This is a genomic window from Psychromonas arctica, from assembly GCF_038155225.1.
GTDB classification, from domain to species: domain Bacteria; phylum Pseudomonadota; class Gammaproteobacteria; order Enterobacterales; family Psychromonadaceae; genus Psychromonas; species Psychromonas arctica_B.
Window position 1 is genome coordinate 21,812 of record NZ_JBAKBA010000005.1, and the last position, 23,869, is coordinate 45,680.

The 23,869-nt window shown below is 37.6% G+C and carries 20 protein-coding genes; 14 read left to right on the forward strand and 6 right to left on the reverse strand.

The window, feature by feature from the left end:
* The first annotated feature begins 47 nt into the window (after positions 1-47).
* From mreC to tldD, 7 genes are all read left to right on the forward strand, one after another.
* Positions 48-929 carry a rod shape-determining protein MreC gene (gene mreC / locus V6255_RS03400; protein ID WP_160060996.1) on the forward strand — a complete coding sequence of 294 codons (882 nt, stop codon included), beginning with the start codon at positions 48-50 and terminating at the stop codon, positions 927-929.
* On the forward strand, positions 913-1,395 hold the full coding sequence (mreD, locus tag V6255_RS03405) for a rod shape-determining protein MreD (RefSeq protein ID WP_341626881.1): 483 nt from the start codon (positions 913-915) through the stop codon (positions 1,393-1,395). The genes mreC and mreD overlap by 17 nt, the downstream gene beginning before the upstream one ends.
* The gene (locus V6255_RS03410; RefSeq protein WP_341626882.1) at positions 1,395-1,964 is read left to right on the forward strand and encodes a Maf family protein; all 570 of its coding nucleotides are present in this window, start codon (positions 1,395-1,397) and stop codon (positions 1,962-1,964) included. The genes mreD and V6255_RS03410 overlap by 1 nt, the downstream gene beginning before the upstream one ends.
* A gap of 1 nt (position 1,965) precedes the next feature.
* Entirely contained in the window at positions 1,966-3,438 is a 1,473-nt protein-coding gene (gene rng, locus V6255_RS03415; RefSeq protein WP_341626883.1) for a ribonuclease G, read from the forward strand.
* Positions 3,439-3,631: 193 nt separating this feature from the next.
* On the forward strand, positions 3,632-7,612 hold the full coding sequence (locus V6255_RS03420; RefSeq protein ID WP_341626884.1) for a YhdP family protein: 3,981 nt from the start codon (positions 3,632-3,634) through the stop codon (positions 7,610-7,612).
* Positions 7,602-8,513, forward strand: a complete 912-nt coding sequence (locus tag V6255_RS03425) for a carbon-nitrogen hydrolase family protein (protein ID WP_341626885.1) — start codon at positions 7,602-7,604, stop codon at positions 8,511-8,513. Before V6255_RS03420 ends, V6255_RS03425 begins: the two co-directional genes overlap by 11 nt.
* 14 nt (positions 8,514-8,527) lie before the next feature.
* Positions 8,528-9,973, forward strand: a complete 1,446-nt coding sequence (gene tldD, locus V6255_RS03430; RefSeq protein WP_341626886.1) for a metalloprotease TldD — start codon at positions 8,528-8,530, stop codon at positions 9,971-9,973.
* Positions 9,974-10,166: 193 nt separating this feature from the next.
* Here the strand turns inward: tldD and yjgA are convergent, their stop codons facing one another.
* Positions 10,167-10,676, reverse strand: a complete 510-nt coding sequence (gene yjgA, locus V6255_RS03435; RefSeq protein WP_137297290.1) for a ribosome biogenesis factor YjgA — start codon at positions 10,674-10,676, stop codon at positions 10,167-10,169.
* A gap of 125 nt (positions 10,677-10,801) precedes the next feature.
* Between yjgA and pmbA the strand changes: the two genes are divergently transcribed.
* Positions 10,802-12,127, forward strand: a complete 1,326-nt coding sequence (gene pmbA / locus V6255_RS03440; RefSeq protein ID WP_341626887.1) for a metalloprotease PmbA — start codon at positions 10,802-10,804, stop codon at positions 12,125-12,127.
* A 119-nt stretch (positions 12,128-12,246) separates the two neighbouring features.
* Here the strand turns inward: pmbA and V6255_RS03445 are convergent, their stop codons facing one another.
* Genes V6255_RS03445 through rsfS form a run of 5 tightly spaced genes read right to left on the reverse strand, consistent with a single transcriptional unit; the run spans position 12,247 to position 16,888 of the window.
* Positions 12,247-13,092 carry a septal ring lytic transglycosylase RlpA family protein gene (locus tag V6255_RS03445; RefSeq protein ID WP_341626888.1) on the reverse strand — a complete coding sequence of 282 codons (846 nt, stop codon included), beginning with the start codon at positions 13,090-13,092 and terminating at the stop codon, positions 12,247-12,249.
* A gap of 4 nt (positions 13,093-13,096) precedes the next feature.
* Entirely contained in the window at positions 13,097-14,200 is a 1,104-nt protein-coding gene (rodA, locus tag V6255_RS03450; protein ID WP_341626889.1) for a rod shape-determining protein RodA, read from the reverse strand.
* A gap of 2 nt (positions 14,201-14,202) precedes the next feature.
* Positions 14,203-16,089: a penicillin-binding protein 2 gene (gene mrdA, locus V6255_RS03455; protein WP_341626890.1), complete on the reverse strand. Its 1,887-nt coding sequence runs from the start codon at positions 16,087-16,089 to the stop codon at positions 14,203-14,205.
* Positions 16,090-16,091: 2 nt separating this feature from the next.
* Positions 16,092-16,562, reverse strand: a complete 471-nt coding sequence (gene rlmH / locus V6255_RS03460; RefSeq protein ID WP_137297295.1) for a 23S rRNA (pseudouridine(1915)-N(3))-methyltransferase RlmH — start codon at positions 16,560-16,562, stop codon at positions 16,092-16,094.
* Complete coding sequence (gene rsfS / locus V6255_RS03465) at positions 16,562-16,888, reverse strand: ribosome silencing factor (protein ID WP_137297296.1); 327 nt, start codon at positions 16,886-16,888, stop codon at positions 16,562-16,564. Before rsfS ends, rlmH begins: the two co-directional genes overlap by 1 nt.
* Positions 16,889-17,186: 298 nt before the next feature.
* Between rsfS and mraZ the strand changes: the two genes are divergently transcribed.
* From mraZ to V6255_RS03495, 6 genes are read left to right on the forward strand one after another with little or no spacing between them, the layout of a single operon-like run.
* Entirely contained in the window at positions 17,187-17,648 is a 462-nt protein-coding gene (mraZ, locus tag V6255_RS03470; protein WP_341626891.1) for a division/cell wall cluster transcriptional repressor MraZ, read from the forward strand.
* The gene (rsmH, locus tag V6255_RS03475; protein ID WP_341626892.1) at positions 17,648-18,595 is read left to right on the forward strand and encodes a 16S rRNA (cytosine(1402)-N(4))-methyltransferase RsmH; all 948 of its coding nucleotides are present in this window, start codon (positions 17,648-17,650) and stop codon (positions 18,593-18,595) included. The genes mraZ and rsmH overlap by 1 nt, the downstream gene beginning before the upstream one ends.
* Entirely contained in the window at positions 18,596-18,910 is a 315-nt protein-coding gene (gene ftsL, locus V6255_RS03480) for a cell division protein FtsL (protein WP_341626893.1), read from the forward strand.
* A complete protein-coding gene (locus V6255_RS03485; protein WP_341626894.1) occupies positions 18,907-20,736 on the forward strand; it encodes a peptidoglycan D,D-transpeptidase FtsI family protein in 1,830 nt (609 codons plus the stop codon). Before ftsL ends, V6255_RS03485 begins: the two co-directional genes overlap by 4 nt.
* Positions 20,736-22,322, forward strand: a complete 1,587-nt coding sequence (gene murE / locus V6255_RS03490) for a UDP-N-acetylmuramoyl-L-alanyl-D-glutamate--2,6-diaminopimelate ligase (protein WP_341626895.1) — start codon at positions 20,736-20,738, stop codon at positions 22,320-22,322. Before V6255_RS03485 ends, murE begins: the two co-directional genes overlap by 1 nt.
* Entirely contained in the window at positions 22,319-23,824 is a 1,506-nt protein-coding gene (locus V6255_RS03495) for a UDP-N-acetylmuramoyl-tripeptide--D-alanyl-D-alanine ligase (protein WP_341626896.1), read from the forward strand. The genes murE and V6255_RS03495 overlap by 4 nt, the downstream gene beginning before the upstream one ends.
* Positions 23,825-23,869 lie beyond the last annotated feature (45 nt).

Consider the following 23,869-nt stretch of genomic DNA (forward strand, 5'->3'; position numbering starts at 1 on the left):
CAATTAGCGCGGTTTAATCACTGTGCTAACATTCAATAAAAACATCCATGAAACCAATTTTTACCCGCGGTCCCTCTTTTACATTAAGGCTATCCATTGTGATAGCCTGTTGTGTTGGTTTACTGATAGCCGACAATAAATATAATCTCTTTTCTCCCGCACGTGTTTATTTAAACTCTATTGTTGCCCCTATTCAATATATTGCTGATGCGCCACAAAAGCTGTTTGGTTCATTCTCTGAAAACTTGATGACCAGACAAGCGCTAGTTGACCGTAATCAGCAGCTTGAAAAAGATAATCTACATTTAAAAGCAGATCGTCTTTTATTAGGACAATTGCAAAATGAAAATAAGCAACTTCGTGAATTATTAAACTCGGAAAAAAAATTCAAATATAAACGTATGATCACTGAAGTAATGAGCTTACGTTCAGATCCCTTTACACATCAATTATTGATTGATAAAGGCGCGTTAAATGGTGTTTATTTAGGGCAACCTGTGATCAATGAACAAGGTGTGGTTGGACAAGTTTCGCAGGTTGGTAGTACTACTAGCCGTGTTGTATTAATTGTTGATGCTACCCATGGTATTCCGGTGCGTGTTCAACGTAACGATGTGATTGCCATTGTTCACGGTAGTGGCGCTTGGGATCAATTAAAAGTGCCTTTTGTGCAAAGTAATGCAGATATAAAAGAAGGCGATTTATTAGTGACCTCTGGTTTAGGCGGTCGTTTTCCTGCCGGTTACCCGGTTGCTAAAATCAGTCGTTTTGAGTACCAAGAAGGTGAGTTGTATGCAACGGTGACGGCTACACCTGTCGCTGATCTAGATAGAAGCCGTTATTTACTCTTATTATGGAATGATGATCCGTTAGCTGATGCTGATTTAACGTTAGATTCACCGGAATTATTCGATGTCCCTGTTCAATAGTTATAAAATAATTTATCTGTCTTTTTTATTCTGTCTTGTGGCTGCCATTTTTCCATTACCGATCATGTTTAATGCTTTTAGGCCCGATTGGATGGTATTAGTACTTTCTTATTGGGTGATGGCGTTACCGCATCGAGTTAATATCGGACATGCGTTTATATTGGGGTTGTTATTAGATTTATTATTAGGCTCTATTTTAGGAATGCACGGATTATTATTTGCGTTGTTAGCGTATTTTACGAGTATTAATTTCCAACGTTTTCGCAATTTCACGTTAGTACAAACGACGTTATTATTAGGGTTATTTATTTTTTTAGCGAAAGTAGGCTTATATTGGATAGCATCAAGCATGCAAGAAATTACCTTACATCGACCTTACTTTTGGTCTATTTTTACTTCTATGCTTATTTGGCCTTGGTTCTTTCTGTTTATGCGTTTTATACGTCTTCGTTATAGGGTTAGTTAATGTCTATTCAATTATTTTTGGCTTCAAATTCACCACGCAGAGGTGAGTTGTTATCGCAAATTAATGTTCAATATGAACGTATTAGTGCGTCTATTGACGAAACAAAAATAAACACAGAAAGCAGTGAAGAGTATGTGCAGCGTTTAGCCTTAGAAAAAGCATTGGCTGGGTTAGTTAAAAATAACCAACAAGGTTTAGTCTTAGGCGCTGATACAATTGTTGTATGTGGTGATGTAGTGATGGAAAAGCCATTAGATAAACAACACGCACAACAAATGATGGCGTTGTTATCAGGTAACACACATCAAGTATTGACGGCTGTCGCATTAGTCACTGAACAAAAACAAGTTGTAAAGTTGGTCATTACTGAGGTCACGTTCAAAAACTTAACAGAACAAGAAATTTCGGACTATTGGGAAACAGGAGAACCACAAGATAAAGCGGGTGGTTACGGTATCCAAGGGATTGCAGGTCAATTTGTAACCCATATTTCAGGTAGTTATAGTGCAGTAGTAGGGCTTCCTCTCTATGAAACAGCGCAACTTATTAAACGCTTTAAAGAGGCCTAACATGTCCGTTGAATTATTAATGAATATCACTCCTACTGAGACTCGTGTGGCTTTAATCGAGGGTGGTGTTTTACAAGAGTTGCATATTGAACGTCAAGTGAGCAAAGGCATTGCTGGCAATATTTATAAAGGTAAAGTGACCCGTGTTTTACCGGGGATGCAAGCGGCTTTTATTGATATTGGTTTAGAAAAAGCAGCGTTTTTACATGCTTCAGATATCGATTTACATGCAGAATGTTTTACTGGACCTGATAAAGATAAATTTAAAGTTGCGGATATTTCAACCTTAGTAAGACCTGGCCAAAATATCATAGTGCAAGTGGTCAAAGATCCATTAGGCACTAAGGGCGCACGTTTAACGACGGATATTACGTTACCTTCTCGTTATCTTGTTTTTATGCCTGATACTAAACATGTTGGTGTGTCACAACGTATTGAAAGCGCTGAAGAAAGAGAACGTTTAAAAAGTATCACTGAATCTTGTGTTGATGAATTGGGTGGCTTTATTATTCGAACTGCTGCAGAAGGTGCTCCTGAAGTCGAATTAAGAAATGATGCGGCTTTTTTACAGCGCGTTTGGCGTAAAGTGATCACTCGCAAACAACGTACTCAATCAAAAAATAAAATGTTATATCAAGATCTTAGTTTAGCATTTCGTATTCTACGTGACTTTGTCGGTACAGAGATTGATCGTGTTCGTATTGATTCAAAACTTAGTTTTAAAGAACTGTCCAATTTCAGTACTGAGTTTATTCCTGAATTGGAAGGCAAGGTTGAATATTACGATGGTGAAAGCCCTATCTTTGATTTGTTTGATGTTGAAAATGAAGTGCAACGTGCTTTAAATCGTAAGGTCGAGCTGAAATCGGGTGGTTATTTAATTATTGACCAAACGGAAGCTATGACCACTGTTGATATTAATACGGGCGCTTTTGTTGGACATCGTAACCTTGAAGAGACTATTTTTAATACTAACGTTGAAGCAACATTAGCGATTGCTCGTCAATTACGTTTACGTAATTTAGGTGGCATTATTATCCTTGATTTTATTGATATGAAATCAGTAGATCATCGACGTCGCGTATTTAATAGTTTGGAACAGGCATTAGCTAAAGATCGTGTTAAAACACATATTAATGATTTTTCACCGCTTGGTTTAATCGAAATGACGCGCAAGCGTACTCATGAAAGTCTTGAACACATTTTTTGTGGTGAGTGTACAACGTGTAATGGCCGCGGTTACGTTAAAACGGTTGAAACAGTGTGTTATGAAGTCTTACGTGAAATTTTACGTGTAGACCGCGCTTACTCTGCAGAACGTTTTGCTGTTTATGCCTCTGTATCGGTTGCTGAAGCCCTCAAAGGGGATGAGTCATATAACCTAGGTGAATTGATTGTATTTATGCAAAAGCGTGTGGAAATTCATCCTGAACCTTTATATGGGCCTGAACAGTTTGATGTGGTTATGATGTAGTTATAATGTGGCTTCCCGTCACTATGGTCTAAAAAAGATGAAGTTAGTAAGTTGATTGTATTTATATAAAAGCGTATTAATAGTTTTTAGGTGATTGAAAATTGATGCAATAGCATTGTGATATTATGAAAGGGTGGTAAATGGGTTTTCATTTTTGAAATATTTTACTTTTGGGTGTTTAAAGTGTTTATTAATGTTAGCAGTCATTACATTGATTCTTATTGCAGTATTATTGACGGCTGCCCGTTTTGCAATAAATAGTGTTGATGATTATAAAGAACAACTCGTAGAGTGGGTTGCTGCTGAACATGATATTAATGTAAATGCAGATAAAGTCACTGCTGGAGTTGATTTCTCTGGCTTAGTGCTGACGCTAAAAAATGTAACTTTTACTGAAACCGAAGCCTTACCTTTTGAATTAAAAGTAGATAATCTTTTTTTACATTTTGATTTTTTAGAGAGCCTTCGACAACAACACATTACGTTTAATGATATATCATTAAAAGGAGCTGATTTACTTTTAAAGTCACCTATTGATACAGAGGAAATTGAACAGTTAGAATTATCTGAAACAGACGAACCTCAATCTCAAAGTACGCTAGATGCGCTTAAAAATATATTTCTTCTTCGTTTAAGCTCCTTTTCCATTACTGAAAGCCGCATTAACTTTACCGACCATCTTTACAATAAAAAAACAGTTTTAATACAAGATTTAAGTTGGATTAACGATGGTGAACATCATCAAGGCGTCGGTAAAGCCTCACTCCCTAATACATTGGACGATAATAGTTTAGAATTTATCATTGATATAAAAGGCGATGCTGAAGGATCAAACGAACAATTAATTGGTAGTCTTTATGCTCATGCTGAAAATTTAAATGTAGCTGAGTATATTAGGCCACAAATCAATCCATTAGCAGAATTAAAAACCGCGACTATGTCATTCAAGTTATGGGGTGAGTTTGATTTTAATGGCCCTAAAAATATGCAATTAGAATGGGGAAATTCTGAGATAGCTTGGTCAATGTTGGATCAATTGCATGATTGGCAAATAAACCATGGTTCGTTACAGTTTACCTATCAAAACGATTATTGTTTGTTTGATAGTTATGACTTAAATATCACTCATAATTATATTCCTTTTAGTGATGTGAAAGTCTCTGCTGAGGGAACATTAGGCCAATTTGGTGGATTTGATTTAAACGGTATTGATGTCAGTTCTATTATGCCATTTGGGCTTTTATTTTCGTCTCTTTCTGAAGCTGATATTAACTATATTTCAGCGTTAGAGATTGGCGGGAAATTGAATAAAATAGGTTTGAAGGTCGAAAAACCAGGTGAACTGACCGTTAATGCTAATATCGATGCTTTTAATAACCAAGCTGTTGGCGTTATTCCTGGTGTTAGTGATGCCAATATATCGGTAACATCGAATCAACAGTCAGGGCATGCGACTATAAAATTAGGGCAGCAGGAAATCCATTTTGACGGGCAATTTAATCGCCCTATGCCTTTACAACAGGGTGATTTTGAATTCAATTGGACGAATAATGAAGAGGGGTTCGAACTTGTTAGTAAAAAAAGCTTACTAGTTACTGATGAGCTTAATAGTCTCTCTCAGTTTTCATTGTTTTTTCCTAGTGAAAGCGCCACCGATACTAGCCCTATCCTCAATCTTTATGCTTATGCTTCTCTCAATGATGCCAGTAAAGCACAACATTACTTTCCTGTTCATGCGATGGGCGAGGATGTTTTTGACTATTTACAACCAACACTTAAAAAAGGCACGGTAACGGGCGCTAAGGTTTTATGGAGTGGACGTCTCTCTGACTATCCATTTACACAAAATCAAGGTGTATTCCAAGCATATGTGCCAGTAAAAGATGCTGAGTATGATTTTTACCAAGGTTGGCAAGGGTTAAGCGATTTAGATCTTAATTTATTATTTGAAAATGATTCATTAATCATGAAAAGTAATAAAGCTAAGTTAGGTGATATTAAAGTAGATAAGTTGGTTGCAGATGTTGACCATTTGAGTTCTGAAGGTATTTTAACGGTTAATGTCGATCTTGAAGAGAAGTCTAAGTCGATTGTTAAATATCTTATCGCATCGCCATTAAAAGACAGTGTGGGTAAGGCTGTACAATCAATTCATATTAATGACCGTCTACAAGGCAATTTGACGCTGACTATCCCATTAGCTGAAGATAATGATGATACTCAAGTATCGGGAGAATTTAACCTTAATAAGAACAATGTTGACCTTGAGCTTGGTAGTGACTATATACTGCCATTAAAGAATGTGAAAGGTACCTTTAGTTTTATTAATGGTGACTTAGAAGCTGATGATTTAACGGCTACATTATTTGGGCAACCTGTTAATTTTTCTTTCTTTAGTAAAGAGTTTTCCGATAAATATGAACTCAAAGCCAGTCTTTCTGGTGAGTGGGATGTCGCTAAATTGAGCGATCATCAACAATCATTATTACCTTTACAACTAAGCGGTAATTTGGATTGGCAAGGGCAAATGAGCTTCACACAAAGTTTAAATCAAGATTATAAGTTTGGTGTGCATTTAACCTCTCAATTACAGGGGATGAAGATTGGACTCCCTGCTCCATATAATAAAAATGCATTACAAACTTGGCCAACAACAATCAATATTAATGGCAACCAAAATAGTATGCGTTGGGATGCATTGATTACTGGTAAGTTAACATCAGCTGGCGAATTAGCATATCCAAAACAACAAACATCTATTAAGTATCTTTATCTGGGATTAGGCAAAGACACTGGTACCAATATTGATAAGACAAAACAAGTCGTACGTGTTAATCAAGATAAAGTTAACTTAACGCCTTGGGTGGAAATTTTAAATGAGCACTTTGTCGAGCAAGCTGCAGTAGCAATTAACACAGCAACAAAAACCACGGAAAGTTTAGCGGCAGTTGATACTAATACTTTGATAGACCTAGACGCATTTTATCTTAATATCAAACATGCAGAGTTATTCGAACAACCTTTGATTAACTTGAGCTCTGAGATAATACAAACAGATGAAAAACTGACTGTTAATATTAAAGGTGATGATTTATTGGCGAATATTGAATATCGACAAGGTATTCCTGACCGCTATGACATCAGTATTAAACAAATGAATTTTCAGTTATTAGATATGGATGCACTACAAGCAGTCTTCTTTAACGAAGAAAATGATACGTTAACGGAATACAGTGATAATTTACGTGAAGACTACCCTGAAGTGTTTTTAGAATGTTTATCCTGTATTTATAAAAAAATGGATCTTTCACCTTTAAAAGCGCATGTGTTTCCTAGCCAATCTCGCTTTAGTATTGATTATTTGCAATTAGGTGAAGAAGACCAGGCTACAAATATTTCAGGTGTTTGGGATCAGCGCCGTACTAATATTATTGTAGATAGTCGTGCGAGTAGTGAAACCAGCATTGTTCATCGTCTAGGTTATGATAGCCCAATGAATTTTCAAGACGCTCAGTTAAATGGTGCATTTAATTGGATTGGTGCACCATGGCAGTTTAATTTTGATTCTTTAAATGGCGATTTCTCCTTAGACGTTGAAAATGGTCAAATCACCGAAGTTGATGACAAAGGCGCACGTTTATTAGGCTTTTTGAGTCTTGATGGAATTCGACGTAGTTTGAACTTAGAGTTTGATGATGTTTTCTCTAAGGGGCTAGGTTTTGAGGAAATGTCGCTTTCTGCAAATATCACCAATGGTATTCTAAAGAATGATGATTATTATCTGTATGGCTCAGCAGGAAAAATTTCCGGCGATGGACTGGTTGATTTACCAAATCTTAATGTGAATTACCGTTTTAGTTATAGCCCTGCGGTAACCTCTAGTTTGCCCGTGTTAGCGGCTTTTGCGATTAACCCATTAACCGGTGCTGCGGTATTAATGTTAACTAAAATACTAGAGCCTGTAGTGGACACCATTATACGAGTAGACTTCTCGGTAAAAGGTGCGTTGAACGATCCTGAAATTAAAATTGAAGATAGGTTAAAAGGCAAAGTAAAACTGCAAAATAGTGAAGTGCTAGAAGAAATTGAAGACCAACAATTAGACAGTAATCCATTACAAGATATTTTGCTGAACGAAGAATCAATGGATGAGGAGCTGGAAGATGAGTTCTAAAATACATGACACACAAATAAAAAAAACTGATATTAAAGAATCGGGAATATGTAAATTAACCGCCATTCAAATTATTAGTAATGACAATGTTGACGATAATTTTTCACAAATAGAAACGCAACTTAATGCTTTACCGGCAAGTACAGATGCAACAAAACACATTGTGTTATTACCTGAAAATGCACTTTGCTTTGCGAATAGAGAGCATTACTTAAGCGTTGCTGAGCGCTTAGGTGATGGACCGAATCAAACACGGTTAAGCAAACTTGCTAAACAACATCATTGTATTTTAATCTGTGGTAGCTTCCCTATTCAAAGTGAGCAAGCAGATAAAATATACACGACTAGCTTGGTTTATTCAGAGAGTGGTAAGCTGCTTGAGTCGTATCATAAAATTCATTTGTTTGATGCTGATGTTGCCGATACACAAGGTGCATACAAAGAGTCAGATACCTTCATTTCAGGACAAGAAATAAAACTCGTTGATTGTGGCTTTGCTAAAATTGGTTTAGCTATTTGTTATGATTTACGCTTTCCTGGTTTATTTCAACAACTCGCTGAATGTGGTGCTGATATTATATTATTACCGGCTGCTTTTACTAAAGTGACGGGGCAAGCACACTGGCAAGCTTTGTTACAAGCGCGCGCTATTGAAAATCAGTGTTATTTTATTGCAGCAAATCAAGGTGGTGAACATTTTGTTGGTCACGACACTTTTAGCGTGCGTGAAACCTACGGGCATTCGATGGTTATTAATGCGTGGGGAGAAGTGCTGAGTCAATTAACAACGGGAAATGGCTTTGCACAAGCAGACTTCGATAAAGAGGCTTTAAATAAAATCAGAAAAAAAATGCCAGTAAAACAACATAATCAATTTAATAGCACTCAAAAATTTAAATAAAATAAGGATCTTTAATGTCTTTTCAACAAGTTGTAGACAATTTTTTAGCCCCTGCAGATATGCAAATCAGTGATTTAGAATCACAGCTTAGCCAAATTTCTGGGGCTCACATTGACTACGCAGATTTTTATTTTCAAGCGAGTCGCCATGAATCTTGGTTATTAGAAGATGGTATCGTGAAGGAAGGTAGTTATAACATAGAAAAAGGCATCGGTATTCGAGCGGTTTCTGGCGAAAAAACCGGCTTTGCTTATTCAGACCATATCTCTAAAAAAGCGATATCAGAAGCAGCAAATGCGGCTAAAAGTATTGCTAACTCTGGCCAAGAGAAAACCATTAAATTGGTTATGCCAACACCACAACCTATTTACTATGGCTGCTCTGATCCTTTAGAAAGTATGAGCCGTGATAAAAAAATTGAATTATTAAAGCAAGTTGATACTTTTGTTCGTGCTTTAGAGCCATCAGTAAGTGAAGTGACTGTGTCATTAAATGCGGTTTATGAAGAAATCCTAGTGGCGGCAACTGACGGAACATTAGCATCAGATATTCGCCCTCTAATCCGTTTCGGTTGTTCTGTCTTAGTTGAAAAAAATGGTAAGCGTGAACGCGGTAGTTCAGGTGGTGGTGGTCGTTTTGATTTAGATTATTTTACTGATACACAGGAAGGTGAATTAAAAGCTTTCTCCTATGCTCGCCAAGCCGTACGCCAAGCATTAGTTAATATTGATGCTATTGCTGCTCCAGCTGGCGCGATGCCAGTTATTGTCGGTGCTGGTTGGCCGGGTGTGTTATTGCATGAAGCAGTAGGACATGGTTTAGAAGGTGACTTTAACCGTAAAGGCTCTTCAGCATTTTCTGGAAAAATAGGACAACAAGTGGCTTCTAAGCATTGTACTATTATCGATGATGGTAGTATTGCCGATCGTCGTGGTTCAGTGAATATCGATGATGAAGGAACGAAAGGACAACGTAACGTTTTAATTGAAAATGGTATTTTGAAAGGTTACATGCAAGACAAACTCAATGCACGATTGATGGGCGTTGATCCAACAGGTAATGGCCGCCGTGAGTCTTATGCTGATTTACCAATGCCACGTATGACGAATACTTTTATGTTGAATGGTGAGTATGAGCATGAAGAGTTAATCGAAAGTGTTAAAAAGGGCATTTACGCGCCTAACTTTGGTGGTGGGCAAGTGGATATTACGTCAGGTAAATTCGTATTCTCGGCATCAGAAGCTTATTTAATTGAAGATGGTAAAATTACCGCTCCCATTAAAGGTGCAACTTTAATTGGTAACGGGTTTGATGCAATGCAACAAATCTCTATGGTCGCGAATAACATGTGCTTAGATGCGGGTGTTGGTGTTTGTGGTAAAGAAGGGCAAAGTCTACCTGTTGGTGTTGGGCAGCCTTCGTTGAAAATTGATCAGTTAACAGTTGGCGGCACTAACTAAACTTACTTTTTTATTGTTTTATGTTTATTGTTTTATGTTTTTTACTTTCTATTACGATAGGTTTCATTTATAGAACTTTTTATTTATATCGTTTTTTATAAGTAAGAAGTTGTATTAATATCAATACAAAAAAGCCAGATTAGTTAAACTAATCTGGCTTTTTTGTTTGTCGTGTAGCTTATTTACTAGAGACTTATAAACAATTCGTTTTTAAGTAAACAAATAATTCTTTTGCTGTTTTAGCTGGTTTCTCTAATTTCTTTTCTTTATTTGCTTGGCGTATTAATTGGCGAAGCTTTTGGCGCTCTAGTTGAGGATACATGTCTAACGTATCATTTACTTTAGGGTCACCTAGTTCAATGAGTTGTTCAGTTAATAACTCCAAATGCGCTATCGCATGAGTACGTTTACGATTGTTGTCATTTAAAATATCAAGCTTAGCAGTGATTTTTTCCATGTCTTCAGTACGTAATACTTTACCAATATATTGATATTGTCTACGTAACGCTTCATGTTTAGTGGCAATTTTATGTGCAACCTTGATGCCTTCCATCAATGTATCACTGGCAGGAATTTGGGCTAATTGCTTCGCATTTAAGGCGACTAACTGGCGGCCAATCTCTTTTAAAGCTTCAGCTTCACGTTTGATTTGCGACTTACTAATCTCTTCTTCTTCAGAGATTTCTTCAACTTTTTTATTCATGGCTTATGGTCTATCACGTTAGGGATTAAATAATTATGCGCATCATACCATCATCGCAAGATGCTTACCTTAATCCATGTTATTATTTGTTATCTTAAATTTATTTTACATTGTGGTGATTAAACATGATTGAACAGAAACAGATGCTAGAAAATGCCGTGAATACGGCGCTTAATATTGCTAATGATTTAGGGGTTACCCAAGCTGAAGTTGCATTAGGTAAAAGTGCTGGTATTTCTGTCAATACCCGTTTAGGTGAAGTAGAGAATATAGAGTTCAATCATGATGGTGCAATGGGCATCAGCGTTTATGTTGATCATCGTAAAGGCAGTGCATCTACAGCTGATTTAAGTGAAGAAGCGATTGCCGCTAGTGTTAAAGCTGCAGTAGACATTGCTAAATATACTAGCCAAGACCCTTATGCGGGATTATTGGATAAACGTTACTTAGAAGAAAATCCAATTGATTTAGATTTGTACCATGCAAGTAACAAAAGTACTGAGGATTTATTAGCGTTAGCAAAACAATGTGAAGATATTGCATTGAGTTTAGATAAGCGAATTGTTAATTCTGATGGTGCGGGCGTTAATAGTCACACAAGTTTACAAGTGTATGGCAACAGTAATGGCTTTTTAGAAAGTTACGGTAGCAGCCGTCACAGCTTGAGTTGTGTATTGATCGCACAAGAAAATGATGAAATGCAACGTGATTACAGCTATACCAGTGCGCGTGATATGAATGAATTACTATCGCCTCAATGGGTAGCTGAACAAGCGGTGAAACGCACTGTAGAGCGTTTAGGTGCACGTAAAATAACCACCCAAGAAAGCCCTGTTCTTTTCTCTCCAGAAATGGCGAGTGGCTTATTTGGACATTTAGTCAGTGCTATCAGTGGTGCAAGCTTATATAAAAAGTCTTCTTTCTTACTAGATTCTATCGATACACAAATCTTTCCTGATTGGATGTCAATATCAGAAGATCCACATATTATCAAAGGTATTGCGAGTTCTCCTTTTGATAGTGAGGGAGGGCGTACTGTTAAACGTAATATTATTGATAATGGCTTCTTACAGACTTATCTACTGACCGGTTATGCGGCACGTAAAATGGGGTTAGAAAGTACAGGTCATGCTGGTGGGATTCACAATTGGTTTGCGAAAGACGGTGGTTTAGATTTAGCTGGTTTATTAAAAGAGATGGGAACAGGATTATTTGTGACTGAATTAATGGGACAGGGCGTTAATATGGTGACGGGTGATTATTCTCGAGGCGCTGCTGGCTTCTGGATTGAGAATGGTGTTATTGCTTATCCTGTTCACGAAATAACGATTGCTGGTAATTTAAAAGAAATGTTCATGGATATCAGCGCGATTGGTTGTGATACTGACCCAAGAAGTAGTTTGAAAACGGGTTCTATTTTAATTAAAAAAATGAAAATAGCAGGTGCGTAATATTTTTTATTAAAGCATTACTTAATAAAAAAGCCGCTACTTTAATTTAGTTAAAGTAGCGGCTTTTTTAATTACATTTTTATAAGTAAAGCTTAGTAAATAAACTAAGCAGATAAACGCTATTGAGCTTTATGAATGATATAAGCTTTAGGGTAATCTAACTGTACCGATTTTAGTAATGCTTCTGTTTTAGATTCACTCGAGAAAGGCCCAACACGTAAATAATAGAGGTTATTTTTTTGCTCAATAAAGCTATTTACTTTATATTGTTTGGTTAATTTTTCTGATAGTAACCCCGCTTTTTCTGCGCTTGATGTCACTAAGTATTGAATACTAAAAGTACCGTTAAGGTTTTCTTGCTCATTTAATATCGTGACACTTTCATCTTCAGGGAAATGTAATAGTTTAATTTCAACTTGGCCTGTGCCTGCTTTAATAATATCAAGCTTGCTCGCTGCAGCATAAGAAAGATCAATGATGCGACCTTCATGAAACGGTCCCCGATCATTTACTCTTACAATAATTTTCTTTTTATTGGCTAAGTTTGTGACTTCTACATAACTTGGTAAGGGTAAGTTTTTGTGGGCTGCACTCATCGAAAACATATTATAACGTTCACCATTAGAGGTTAAATGGCCATGGAATTTATTACCATACCAAGAAGCACCACCTTTTTCGGTTAGCTTTGTAATATCTCTCCATACTTTGTAATCGACACCGCGCACGGTGTAATCTTTATTGCCACCACGAGAATAAGGTTCATAACGAGGCGTTACATTTTCAATATGTTCTAATGATGGAATCTCTGTTGGTGCATGATCTTGGCTGTATTTATAGCGCCCATAATTATCTGTATAAACAGGTTCTTCTGTCTTCTTACCAACGTTATCATGACCGTTATTGTTGCTACTACAAGCCGTTAAAAAAATGCTTATGAAGCAGAGTTGGAGTATATTTTTAAGCATAATTTTACCGTTTTATATTAAATCGTTTATGAGTATGGATAGACATTAAAATACCAAATCCTGCAAGTAAAGTGACAATAGAGGTACCACCAAAACTAACAATAGGCAGCGGTACTCCTACCACGGGTAATAAACCACTTACCATACCAATGTTTACAAAAACATAAACAAAGAAAGTAAGAATAATACTACCCGCAATCAATTTAGTGAAAGCATCCTGTGCTTGGTTAGCAATCCACAATCCACGACCAATAATTAAAAGATAAATACTTAACAATAATAAGACGCCAATAAACCCAAATTCTTCGGAGAATACGGAGAATATAAAGTCGGTGTGACGCTCAGGTAAAAACTCAAGCTGAGATTGCGTTCCCTGCATCCAACCTTTGCCCCATAAACCGCCGGAACCAATGGCTATTTTAGATTGAATAATATGATAACCCGCGCCTAAAGGATCTGCCTCAGGATTAAGCAGTGTTAGAACTCGACCTCGCTGATAATCAAGCATCAGGAAATACCATAAAATAGGGGCAAAAGCTAACACAGCCGCTAGAGCAAGACCTATATATAACCAAGAAATACCCGATAAAAACAGTACAAATATACCTGAAGAGGCCACTAAAATAGAGGTGCCTAAATCAGGTTGTTTAGCGATTAATAAAGTTGGGATAACTACTAGTAATAAGGCGATAAAAGCTTGTTTAAAACGTGTAGGTAAGGTGAACTGACTTACATAATAAGCCACCATTAATGGCATAATTAACTTCATGATTTCAGAGGGTTGAAATTTTGTAAACCCTAAATCTAACCAACGTTGAGCACCTTTGCCGGTGTGCCCCATCACTAATACGGCAATCAATAATAATACGCAAATTAAGAAGATAGCAGGGGTCCAACGTTGATACCATTCTGGTGGTATTTGAGCGATAAAAATCATTGCCGTCAATGCGATTGCTAAACGTGTTACCTGACGATATAGCATTTCATACCCACCAACGGAATACAAAATGGTCAAGCTAATGCTCATTAATGCAAGCAACCCCAATAATAAGTAAGGGTCAATATGCAACCGATAGAAAATGCTTTTTTGAGCTTGTGTACTGACCATAATTATAAACCCGGTTCCGGTGTTGAAGCTGCTAAGGTTTTCTCTTTAAAGTACTCATCAAATAATTCACGAGCGATTGGCGCGGCATTACTACTACCACCACCTGCATTCTCTAATACAACAGTCACTACAATCTCAGGAGACTCGAAAGGTGCAAACGCAACAAACATAGCATTATCTCGATGACGCTCGCTTATTTTATCTGCATCGTATACTTCATCTTCTTTAATATTAATAACCTGTGCAGTTCCTGATTTACCTGCGACGGTATACGGAGCATCACCAAAAGTACGGTAAGCTGTCCCTCTTCTTTTACTAGTTACGCCTTGCATTGCTTCTAATGCGACATCCCAATAGCGTTGACTATGTAATTTAACCGCTTGTTTTACTTCATACTCAGGTGTAATAGTCTCTTCCGCAGAGATAATAGAATTTAATATATGTGGTTTAATATTTTGACCACGTTTCGATAACATAGCCGTTGCCTTAGTTAATTGGATAGGAGTCACTGTCCAATAACCTTGCCCGATACCAATTGAAATCGTATCACCATCGTACCAAGGTTGATTGAACCGCGTACGCTTCCAATCTCGTGATGGCATAATTGCTTTTGTTTCTTCTGCGATATCTAAACCACTGTATTCACCAAAACCAAACAGGCGCATGAACGGTTCGATACGATCAATACCTAATTTATATGAAGTATCATAGAAAAAAGTATCGCAGCTTTGCTCTATTGCATGGAATACATCCACTAAACCATGTCCCCAGCGTTTCCAGTCACGGAAACGACGTTTGGAGTTCGGTACAACCCACCAACCTGGATCGAATATTTTTGTTTCTTCTGTAATGACTTTTTCATCTAATGCTAATAAAGCCATTTGTGGTTTAATGGTTGAAGCGGGTGGATAACGACCTTGTGTAGCACGATTAATCAGCGGTCGATCTTTTGACTCTAATAGTTCTTGGTATTTTTTCTGGCTGATCCCAGTTACAAATAAATTAGGATCGTAACTTGGCGCTGACACAAGACTTAATACCGCGCCATTTCTAGCATCCATTAAAATAATGCTACCACGGTTATCGCCTAACAGTTCTTGTGCTTTCAATTGTAAGTTAATATCAATATTAAGTTTGATATCTTTACCTGGCACAGGGGAAGTGAAGCTTAGTGTTCTGATTACCTTACCCCAGCTATCAACCTCTACTTGGCGTTGACCTGGTTGACCATGTAAAATATCTTCGTAATATCTTTCAATACCTAATTTACCAATATAGTGCGTGCCTTGATAGCGAACACGTTCACCGCGTTCTTCGATTTTTTCTAGATCGCGGCTATTAATTTTGGCGATATAACCTAAAACATGTGTAAATGCATTACCGAATGGGTAATAACGCTTGAGGTTAGCTTGAATTGAGAAACCTCTGTATAAATGCTGATTAACGGTGAATTTTGCGACTTCTTCAGGTGTTAGTTGATCACGGATCGTAATTGCTTTAAAAGAACGAGAATAGCGACTTTTACTTTTGAAATCGCTTAACTCATCTTCGGTCAGTGAAAGTAGAGAAGCTAAACGTTCAATATCATCTTGTAAGTGTTTTGTTTTATTGGGGATAACTTGCAAACTGTATACAGGTCTGTTTTCAGCGAGGATCACACCATTACGATCGTAGATTAAACCGCGATTCGGAGGGACGGTTTGCACACTGATCCGATTCGCATTGGATCTTGTTTTATAGGTATTGAAAGAGTTAATTTGTAGGTAATACAAATTAGTGATTAAAATACCTACTGTAAATAAGATCCCTAAAAAAACAACAATCGTTCTGCGCATAAATAAAGCAGACTCTGCGCTGTGATTACGAATGCTATTACGTTTTATCTTCACCTTTATTCTCTGTGGTAGGGGTGATTAATAGTGAGTGTAAAGGCGCGATATAAGCTTTCTGCAACGATGATACGAACCAGAGGGTGCGGTAACGTTAATGCAGAAAGTGACCATCGTTGTTCAGACTGTTCAATACATTCTGGTGCTAGACCTTCAGGGCCGCCGATCAATAGGCTAATATTCCGCCCATCATGCTGCCACTTTGTCATTTCATTGGCTAATTGTTCAGTTGTCCACGATTTACCTGTCACTTCTAGCGTGACAATTTTGTTACCTTTTGGAATCGCTTCTAAGGTTAACTCACCTTCTTTTTTTAAAATACGCTTAATGTCTGCGTTTTTTCCACGTTTACCTGCGTTAATTTCTAACAACTCAAGTTGCATTTCTTTTGGGAAACGCCGTGCATATTCTAGGTAACCTTTTTCAACCCAGTCTGGCATTTTAGTGCCCACTGCAATTAGCTGAATTTTCATTATGCAGTTTCAGTCCATAATTTTTCTAGTTGGTAAAATTGACGCGTTTCGTCTTGCATAACATGCGCGACCACTGTACCCATATCAATTAATACCCACTCGCTACCTTCAAGGCCTTCAACGCCTAGCGGCACTTCACCTGCATTTTTTGCTGCTAGCGCAGTTTGTTCAGCGATTGAACGAACGTGGCGTTTTGAAGTACCTGTACAGATGATTAAAGTGTCAGTCACATCTGATATTCCAGCAACATCAATCGTAACGATTTCTTTTGCTTTCATGTCTTCAAGTTGATTAATGATAAATGCTTTTAATTGTTCGTCTTGCAAGGGAATTTCCTTCCGAGTTTATTGATTAAATTGTTTTAAGCGGCGGAGTATATCACGCAACTTATTAATTGGACGCATTTTGAGATTAATTTCACTTTTTTATTAACTGATAAACCATATAAATAAAATGGCTACCAGATAAAAATGTGATTTAGATCTCTATTTAAAAAGATCCATCACTTGCAAAAATATTGAACTTTATTAGACTGGGTGGTCAAAAGTGGGGAAAAGTGTCAAATTGTGGATCTTTTTCTTAGAAAGTGGATCATTCACCCACAAAAAATGGAATTGAATAATCATGTTGCGTGGCGCAAATGCAATAAATCTGGACACAAAAGGACGTATTGCGATACCAACTCGGTATCGTGATTGGCTGACTGACAATTGTCAGGGGCAGTTCGTGTGCACGATCGATTTTCAATCTCAGAATTGTTTATTACTTTATCCATTACATGAATGGCTATTGATAGAAAATAAATTACGTGGTTTATCCAGTACCAATCCACAGGAAAGACGTATACAGCGACTCATTCTAGGTCATGCCAGCGAGTGTGAATTAGACAAAAACGGACGTACGTTGATCGCGCCAACACTACGTCAACATGCAAAATTAGATAAAAAAATTATGTTAGTAGGTCAATTGAATAAATTTGAAATTTGGGATGAAGAAGTGTGGCATCAACAGGTACAGCAAGATCTGGAAAGCGATATGTCGTTAGGCATGGAATTAAGTGATTCTCTCAAGGAGTTCTCGTTCTAATGAGTGAGCATGTAACCGTATTATTAGATGAAGCAGTAGATGGCCTAGCTATTAAGCCTGACGGCATTTATGTCGATGGCACTTTTGGTCGTGGTGGACATTCTCGTCATATTTTATCAAAACTTGGTCCAAATGGACGTTTGATCGCTATTGATCGTGATCCTCGTGCAATCGCAACTGCTGAAGCATTAAAACTAGAAGACAGTCGTTTTGAGATCGTTCATGGACCTTTCTCTGGTTTAGCTGAATATATTAAAGATCTTGGATTAGCTGGAAAAATCGATGGTGTTTTATTGGATTTAGGTGTGTCTTCACCACAACTTGACGAAGCTGAACGTGGTTTCAGTTTTATGCGTGATGGCCCATTAGATATGCGCATGGATCCAACGTCTGGAATTAGTGCCGCTGATTGGTTAGCTAAAGCTGATGTAGATGATATTGGTTGGGCGTTAAAAACCTTTGGTGAAGAAAAATTCGCTTATCGCATTGCTCGCGCAATCGTCGCAGATAGAGTGGAAACACCCTTTACACGCACTTTACAGTTAGCACAGTTGATTGAGCGTTTATGTCCTAAACGTGAAAAGAAAAAGCATCCTGCAACACGAAGCTTCCAAGGTATTCGTATTTACATTAATAGTGAATTAGAAGAGATCCACAAAGTATTAGATGGTGCGTTGGATATTTTAGCGATTGGCGGTCAACTTTCTGTGATCAGCTTTCATTCGTTAGAAGATCGTATTGTTAAACGATTTATTCGCAAAGAAGAGAAAGGTCCTGAATATCCACCGGGTTTGCCATTAACCGATGCACAGATGCAAGATGGAAAGAACTTGAAGTCAGCAGGTAAAGCTATTAAACCAAGTGCAAAAGAGGTTGAGGCTAATCCTCGTTCTCGCAGTTCGGTGTTACGCGTAGCAGTAAAAATCAGACAGCCAGAGGTTAAGTAAGTGGTTGATTCTCGAGATAGTTTGCTGTTGCTTATCCTAGCTGATTTACGCCAAAATGCGATTTTGGTGGTATTAGGTATTGTTATACTGATCAGTGCTTTATATAACATTTACATCACTCATGAAACGCGTGAGTTAGTGACTAAAAAAGAATATTTGTCACAGCAAAAAGACAATCTAATGATCGAATGGAGAAACTTGTTGATCGAAGAGCATACGCTTGATGAGCATAGCCGGATTCGTTCAGTTGCAGGTAATCAATTATCAATGTCACAGCCAACTAAGAATAATAGTGTATTAGTGGAAATTCGATGAACAGAAAACGGACTACATCAAGAACCAAGGCGGGTTCACAAACACGTAAGAAGAAAATATATCTGACTTATTCTTCAGGTAGATATATTTTTGTTGCGGTAACGATCACTATGATCGCTATTGCTCTAATTTCACGTCTTGCATTTATCCAAGTCCTTGAGCCTGAATACCTTACAAATGAAGCTGATAAGCGTAGTTTACGTGTCACTAGTTCTGTTGCTCACCGAGGTAATATTGAAGATCGAAATGGTGAAGAGTTAGCTATCAGTGTGCCTGCTTATGCAATTTGGGTCGATCCTAAAGAAGTTAAAAAACATTTTGTATTTACCCGTGAAGAATGGGCAGATAGTGCAGTGGTTAATCCTAAAACAGGATTAGAAAGACATACTAAAAAGTATTTTTATGAGTCTAAAAAGTGGCCTGCATTAGCTGAAGTACTTGATATTAAAATGGAAGATCTTGCCCGAGCAATCCAAAAACCAAACTCTCGGTTTGCTTACTTAAGACGACAAGTAAATGATCCTGTGGTGCAATATGTAAAACAATTAAGGCTATCTGGTATTTCAAGCCAGTTAGAGTCACATCGTTTTTATCCTACTGGAGAGATCAATGCCAATATTTTGGGGTTAACTGATCTTGATTCACAAGGAATTGAAGGAATAGAAAAAAGTTATAATGCTTACTTGGAAGGGCAAACAGGTAAAAAGCGCGTACGTAAAGATCGTTTAGGTAATGTTATCGATAATATCGAAGTACTTAGAGAGAAAAAATTAGCGGGTAATTTACAGTTAACAATAGATCAACGTATTCAAGCAGTGGCTTATAGTGAATTAAAACGTGCTGTTAAAATCAATAATGCGACTTCTGGGTCTATTGTTGTGATTGATATTCACAATGGTGAAATTTATGCGATGGCTAATTACCCGTCGTTTAATCCTAACGATCGTAATCAATATCAAGCGTATAAATTACGTAACCGTGCCATCACGGATACTTTTGAGCCAGGTTCTACAGTTAAACCATTAGTGGTTGCTAGTGCATTAATGAATCATAAAAGTGATTTAGATGAGATCGTCGATACATCACCGGGTTGGATGAATATTGGTGGTCGTCGAGTGCGTGATGGTCATAATTACGGAAAAATGGATTTAGCTAAAATATTAAAGAAATCGAGTAACGTTGGCGTAAGTAAACTGGCATTACGATTAAAACCAGAGCAATTACAACAAACTTTTGCTGATTTTGGTTTTGGTAATGACACTGGTATTGGACTGATTGGTGAAAGTGTGGGTCGTTTACCGATTCGTCATCGCTGGTCTGACTTTGAATTAGCAACGATGTCTTTTGGTTATGGCATTACAGCAACCACATTACAACTTGCTAAAGCTTATGGGATTTTAGGTAGTGGTGGAATGCAATATCCAATTTCTATTATTAAAGGGACACAACAGCCTGGTGAACAAGTTATTCCTAAAAAAATTGCACTTGAAGTTGTTGCAATGATGGAAGGTGTCAGTGAAAAAGGTGGAACAGCTCCAAAAGCAAAAGTCGATGGTTATCGCATTGCTGGTAAAACAGGTACCTCTAGAAAAGCGGAAGCAGGTGGCTATGGAGATGATTATGTGGCGGTTTTTGCTGGTTTAGCACCGGCAACACGTCCACGTTTTGCAATCGCAGTAATGATCAATGAACCACAGGGCGATCGTTATTATGCGGGTGATGTTGCTGCTCCTGTGTTTTCTGAAGTCATGAAGAGCACGCTATTACTAACACATGTTTTACCGGATGGTGGAGATGAAAGCTACACCTACCTGGAGGCTAAGTAATGACCAATAAAGCTGAGCTAACACAACATAGTTGTATGCTTTCTTGGTTATTAACCCCATTTTTTAACAATGCAGATATTAATCCTGTTAACTCTTTAGAAGAAATCACCATTAAAGGCATGACTCTAGATAGCCGCGTTATTAAACAGGGTGGTTTGTTCGTTGCGCTGCAAGGTGCAATAAGTGATGGACGTACCTTTATTGGTAACGCAATCAATGCGGGTGCTTCAGTCGTGCTTTCAGAAACAAAAGATAAAATAGTACATGGCAATATACGCTTTGAACAAGATATCCCAGTTATTGACGTTTTTGAGTTAAATAAGCACCTAAGTGCAATCGCAATGCGATTTTACTTTCCTAGCTCGAACCTTCATGCAGTCACGGCCATTACTGGCACTAATGGTAAGACAACTATTGCAAGTTTATTAGCCAATAGTTACATGCTGTTAGGTCAGCAAAGTGCGCAGATGGGTACCATAGGAAATGGCTTATATGGTCAGCTTGAAACAAGTTTAAATACGACGTTAGACGCTATCTCAGTATGTCGTGAATTATCACAATACCAATGCCAGGGTACTCAACATACGGTGATGGAAGTTTCTTCTCATGGTTTAATACAAAACCGAGTGGCTGCTATACCTTTTAAAACCGCTATTTTTACTAATTTAACGCGTGACCACCTTGATTATCACGGCACTATGCAAGCTTATGCCGATGCTAAAAAAATACTATTTGAAGAATTTCCATTACAACATCGTATTATCAATGCCGATGACTCAGTCGGTAAAGCGTGGCTAGCTGAGTTTTCTGATGCAATTGCCTATGGCTTTAATGTAAAACCTCATTCAGCAACGCAACAATACTTTAGTGTTACTAAGGTTCAGTATTTAGCACAGGGGTTGGCTTTTGACTTTATCTCTAGCTGGGGCGAGGGTTTCATAGAAACACCATTTTACGGTGACTTTAATATTTCGAATATCGCAGCAGTGAGTTGTGCATTATTAGCTGATGGCTTTTCGATTCAACAAATTCAAACGGTAATCGCTCAATTAACCGTGGTCCCTGGGCGAATGGAGCAATATGTATTTGAACAGCAAAAGCTAACGTTTGTTGTTGATTATGCACACACTCCAGATGCGTTAAAGAATGCATTGCAAGCATTACAAAATCACACACAACAAGGTCGTATTATTGCCGTGTTTGGTTGTGGTGGTGATCGTGATAAAGGTAAGCGCCCTGAAATGGCTAAAGCAGCTGAGAAAGGTGCTGACCAAGTCGTGATTGTTGATGACAATCCACGTAGTGAAAATGCACAAGAAATTGTTGAAGATATTAAAAAGGGATTAACTGATCCTGAAAAAGCGTTAGTCATACATGATCGTAAACAAGCTATTTTACATTTATTAGCAACAGCAAATGAAAACGATATTATTTTGGTGGCGGGTAAAGGCCATGAAGATTATCAAATCTTTGGCGATAAAAAAGTTCATTATAGCGACCGAGAATGTTTGAGTGAGTTAATCGAATCCTCACAAATAGAAAAATCTGAATTAGAAAGTGAAAAAGCACAGGAACAAAAGCGATGATCACACTCTCAGTTGAGCAATTATGCAATGCAACGAAAGGTAACCTAAAAGCAGGTTATGCATCGCTATCACAATCTGCTGCTATAACTTTTAATAATGTCAGTACCGACACTCGCACGATTAAAAATAATGATTTGTTTATTGCATTAAAAGGTCCATCTTTTGATGCACACCAATTACTGCAAAGCGCGCTTGATAAGGGCGCTTCTGTTTTATTAGTCGAAGCGAATAGCACATTAACGATTCCAACTGACAGTCTTGTCGTTGAAGTTGAAGATACGCGTATTGCATTGGGCTTATTAGGTCGTTATATAAAACAGCAGATTACTGGATTAAAATGTGCAGCGATCACTGGCAGTAATGGTAAAACCACGTGTAAAGAATTATTGAGTGCGATATTAACGGCACACAGCGGTAATGCAGATAAAGTATTAGCAACCGCTGGTAACTTTAATAATGATATTGGGTTACCGTTAACGTTATTGAGGTTAGAAAAACAACATCAATTCGCAGTGCTTGAATTAGGGGCAAATCATATTGGTGAGATTGCTTATACCGCTGCCTTGGCAAAACCTGATGTTGCATTAGTTAATAATATTATGCCTGCGCATTTAGAAGGATTTGGTTCTTTAGAAGGTGTGGCGACTGCAAAATCTGAAATTTGGTCTAGTTTAGCGTCTGATGGTGTTGCTGTGGTTAATTTAGATGCGAATTTTGCTAATGACTTTATTGAACAACTACAGAATAAACAACAACCACTTATCACTTTTTCTAGAGAAACTGAGACCAACAGAACGGTCGATGCAGATCTATTTGCCACTGAACTCCACAGTAATGAGTTAGGTCAATCAAGCTTTATATTGAACGTTAAAACATCAATGCTCTTCGCTCAAAAACAAGCTCAGAATGAATCGGCTAATTCATTACAAAATATTCAAATTCAGTTGAACCTTCCTGGTAAGCATAATGTCAGTAATGCATTAGCGGCAAGTGCGATGGCATTGGCATTAGGCTGTTCATTAAATGACATTCAGCAAGGTTTACAAACATTACAACAAGTCGCAGGACGCGTTAATTGTGCTGTGGTTTCTGACATATTAACTGTGATTGACGACACTTATAATGCGAACTCTGCATCAGTAAGTGCTGGTATTGATTTATTAGCTCAATATCCATGTGAACGACTATTAATTTGTGGCGATATGGGCGAATTGGGCCGTTATGCAGAACAAGAGCATCAAACTATTGGTGAGTATGCCCAACAACAAAATATTAATAGATTATTTACAGTTGGAAATTTGAGTCAACAAGCAACAAATGCGTATAATGCGGCCTCTAAAAATGCAGGGGCAGAACACTTCTCAGACAAACAACAACTTAAATCAGCTATTAGCGCTTATTTAGGAAGTCAACAATCTAAAGTTGTGGTGCTTGTAAAGGGCTCTCGAAGTGCAAAAATGGAAGAGATTGTCGCTTTCATTAAACAAGAGTTCGGTGCGTAAGTCTTCATCATCTGCTGGTCAACAGCTTTATAAAATAGGATTTTA

Coding starts and splice junctions, on each gene's coding strand:
- mreC (WP_160060996.1), top strand. CDS start 48: ATGAAACCAATTTTTACCCGCGGTCCCTCTTTTACATTAAGGCTATCC.
- mreD (WP_341626881.1), top strand. CDS start 913: ATGTCCCTGTTCAATAGTTATAAAATAATTTATCTGTCTTTTTTATTC.
- V6255_RS03410 (WP_341626882.1), top strand. CDS start 1,395: ATGTCTATTCAATTATTTTTGGCTTCAAATTCACCACGCAGAGGTGAG.
- rng (WP_341626883.1), top strand. CDS start 1,966: ATGTCCGTTGAATTATTAATGAATATCACTCCTACTGAGACTCGTGTG.
- V6255_RS03420 (WP_341626884.1), top strand. CDS start 3,632: ATGTTAGCAGTCATTACATTGATTCTTATTGCAGTATTATTGACGGCT.
- V6255_RS03425 (WP_341626885.1), top strand. CDS start 7,602: ATGAGTTCTAAAATACATGACACACAAATAAAAAAAACTGATATTAAA.
- tldD (WP_341626886.1), top strand. CDS start 8,528: ATGTCTTTTCAACAAGTTGTAGACAATTTTTTAGCCCCTGCAGATATG.
- yjgA (WP_137297290.1), bottom strand. CDS start 10,676: ATGAATAAAAAAGTTGAAGAAATCTCTGAAGAAGAAGAGATTAGTAAG.
- pmbA (WP_341626887.1), top strand. CDS start 10,802: ATGATTGAACAGAAACAGATGCTAGAAAATGCCGTGAATACGGCGCTT.
- V6255_RS03445 (WP_341626888.1), bottom strand. CDS start 13,092: ATGCTTAAAAATATACTCCAACTCTGCTTCATAAGCATTTTTTTAACG.
- rodA (WP_341626889.1), bottom strand. CDS start 14,200: ATGGTCAGTACACAAGCTCAAAAAAGCATTTTCTATCGGTTGCATATT.
- rlmH (WP_137297295.1), bottom strand. CDS start 16,562: ATGAAAATTCAGCTAATTGCAGTGGGCACTAAAATGCCAGACTGGGTT.
- mraZ (WP_341626891.1), top strand. CDS start 17,187: ATGTTGCGTGGCGCAAATGCAATAAATCTGGACACAAAAGGACGTATT.
- rsmH (WP_341626892.1), top strand. CDS start 17,648: ATGAGTGAGCATGTAACCGTATTATTAGATGAAGCAGTAGATGGCCTA.
- V6255_RS03485 (WP_341626894.1), top strand. CDS start 18,907: ATGAACAGAAAACGGACTACATCAAGAACCAAGGCGGGTTCACAAACA.
- murE (WP_341626895.1), top strand. CDS start 20,736: ATGACCAATAAAGCTGAGCTAACACAACATAGTTGTATGCTTTCTTGG.
- V6255_RS03495 (WP_341626896.1), top strand. CDS start 22,319: ATGATCACACTCTCAGTTGAGCAATTATGCAATGCAACGAAAGGTAAC.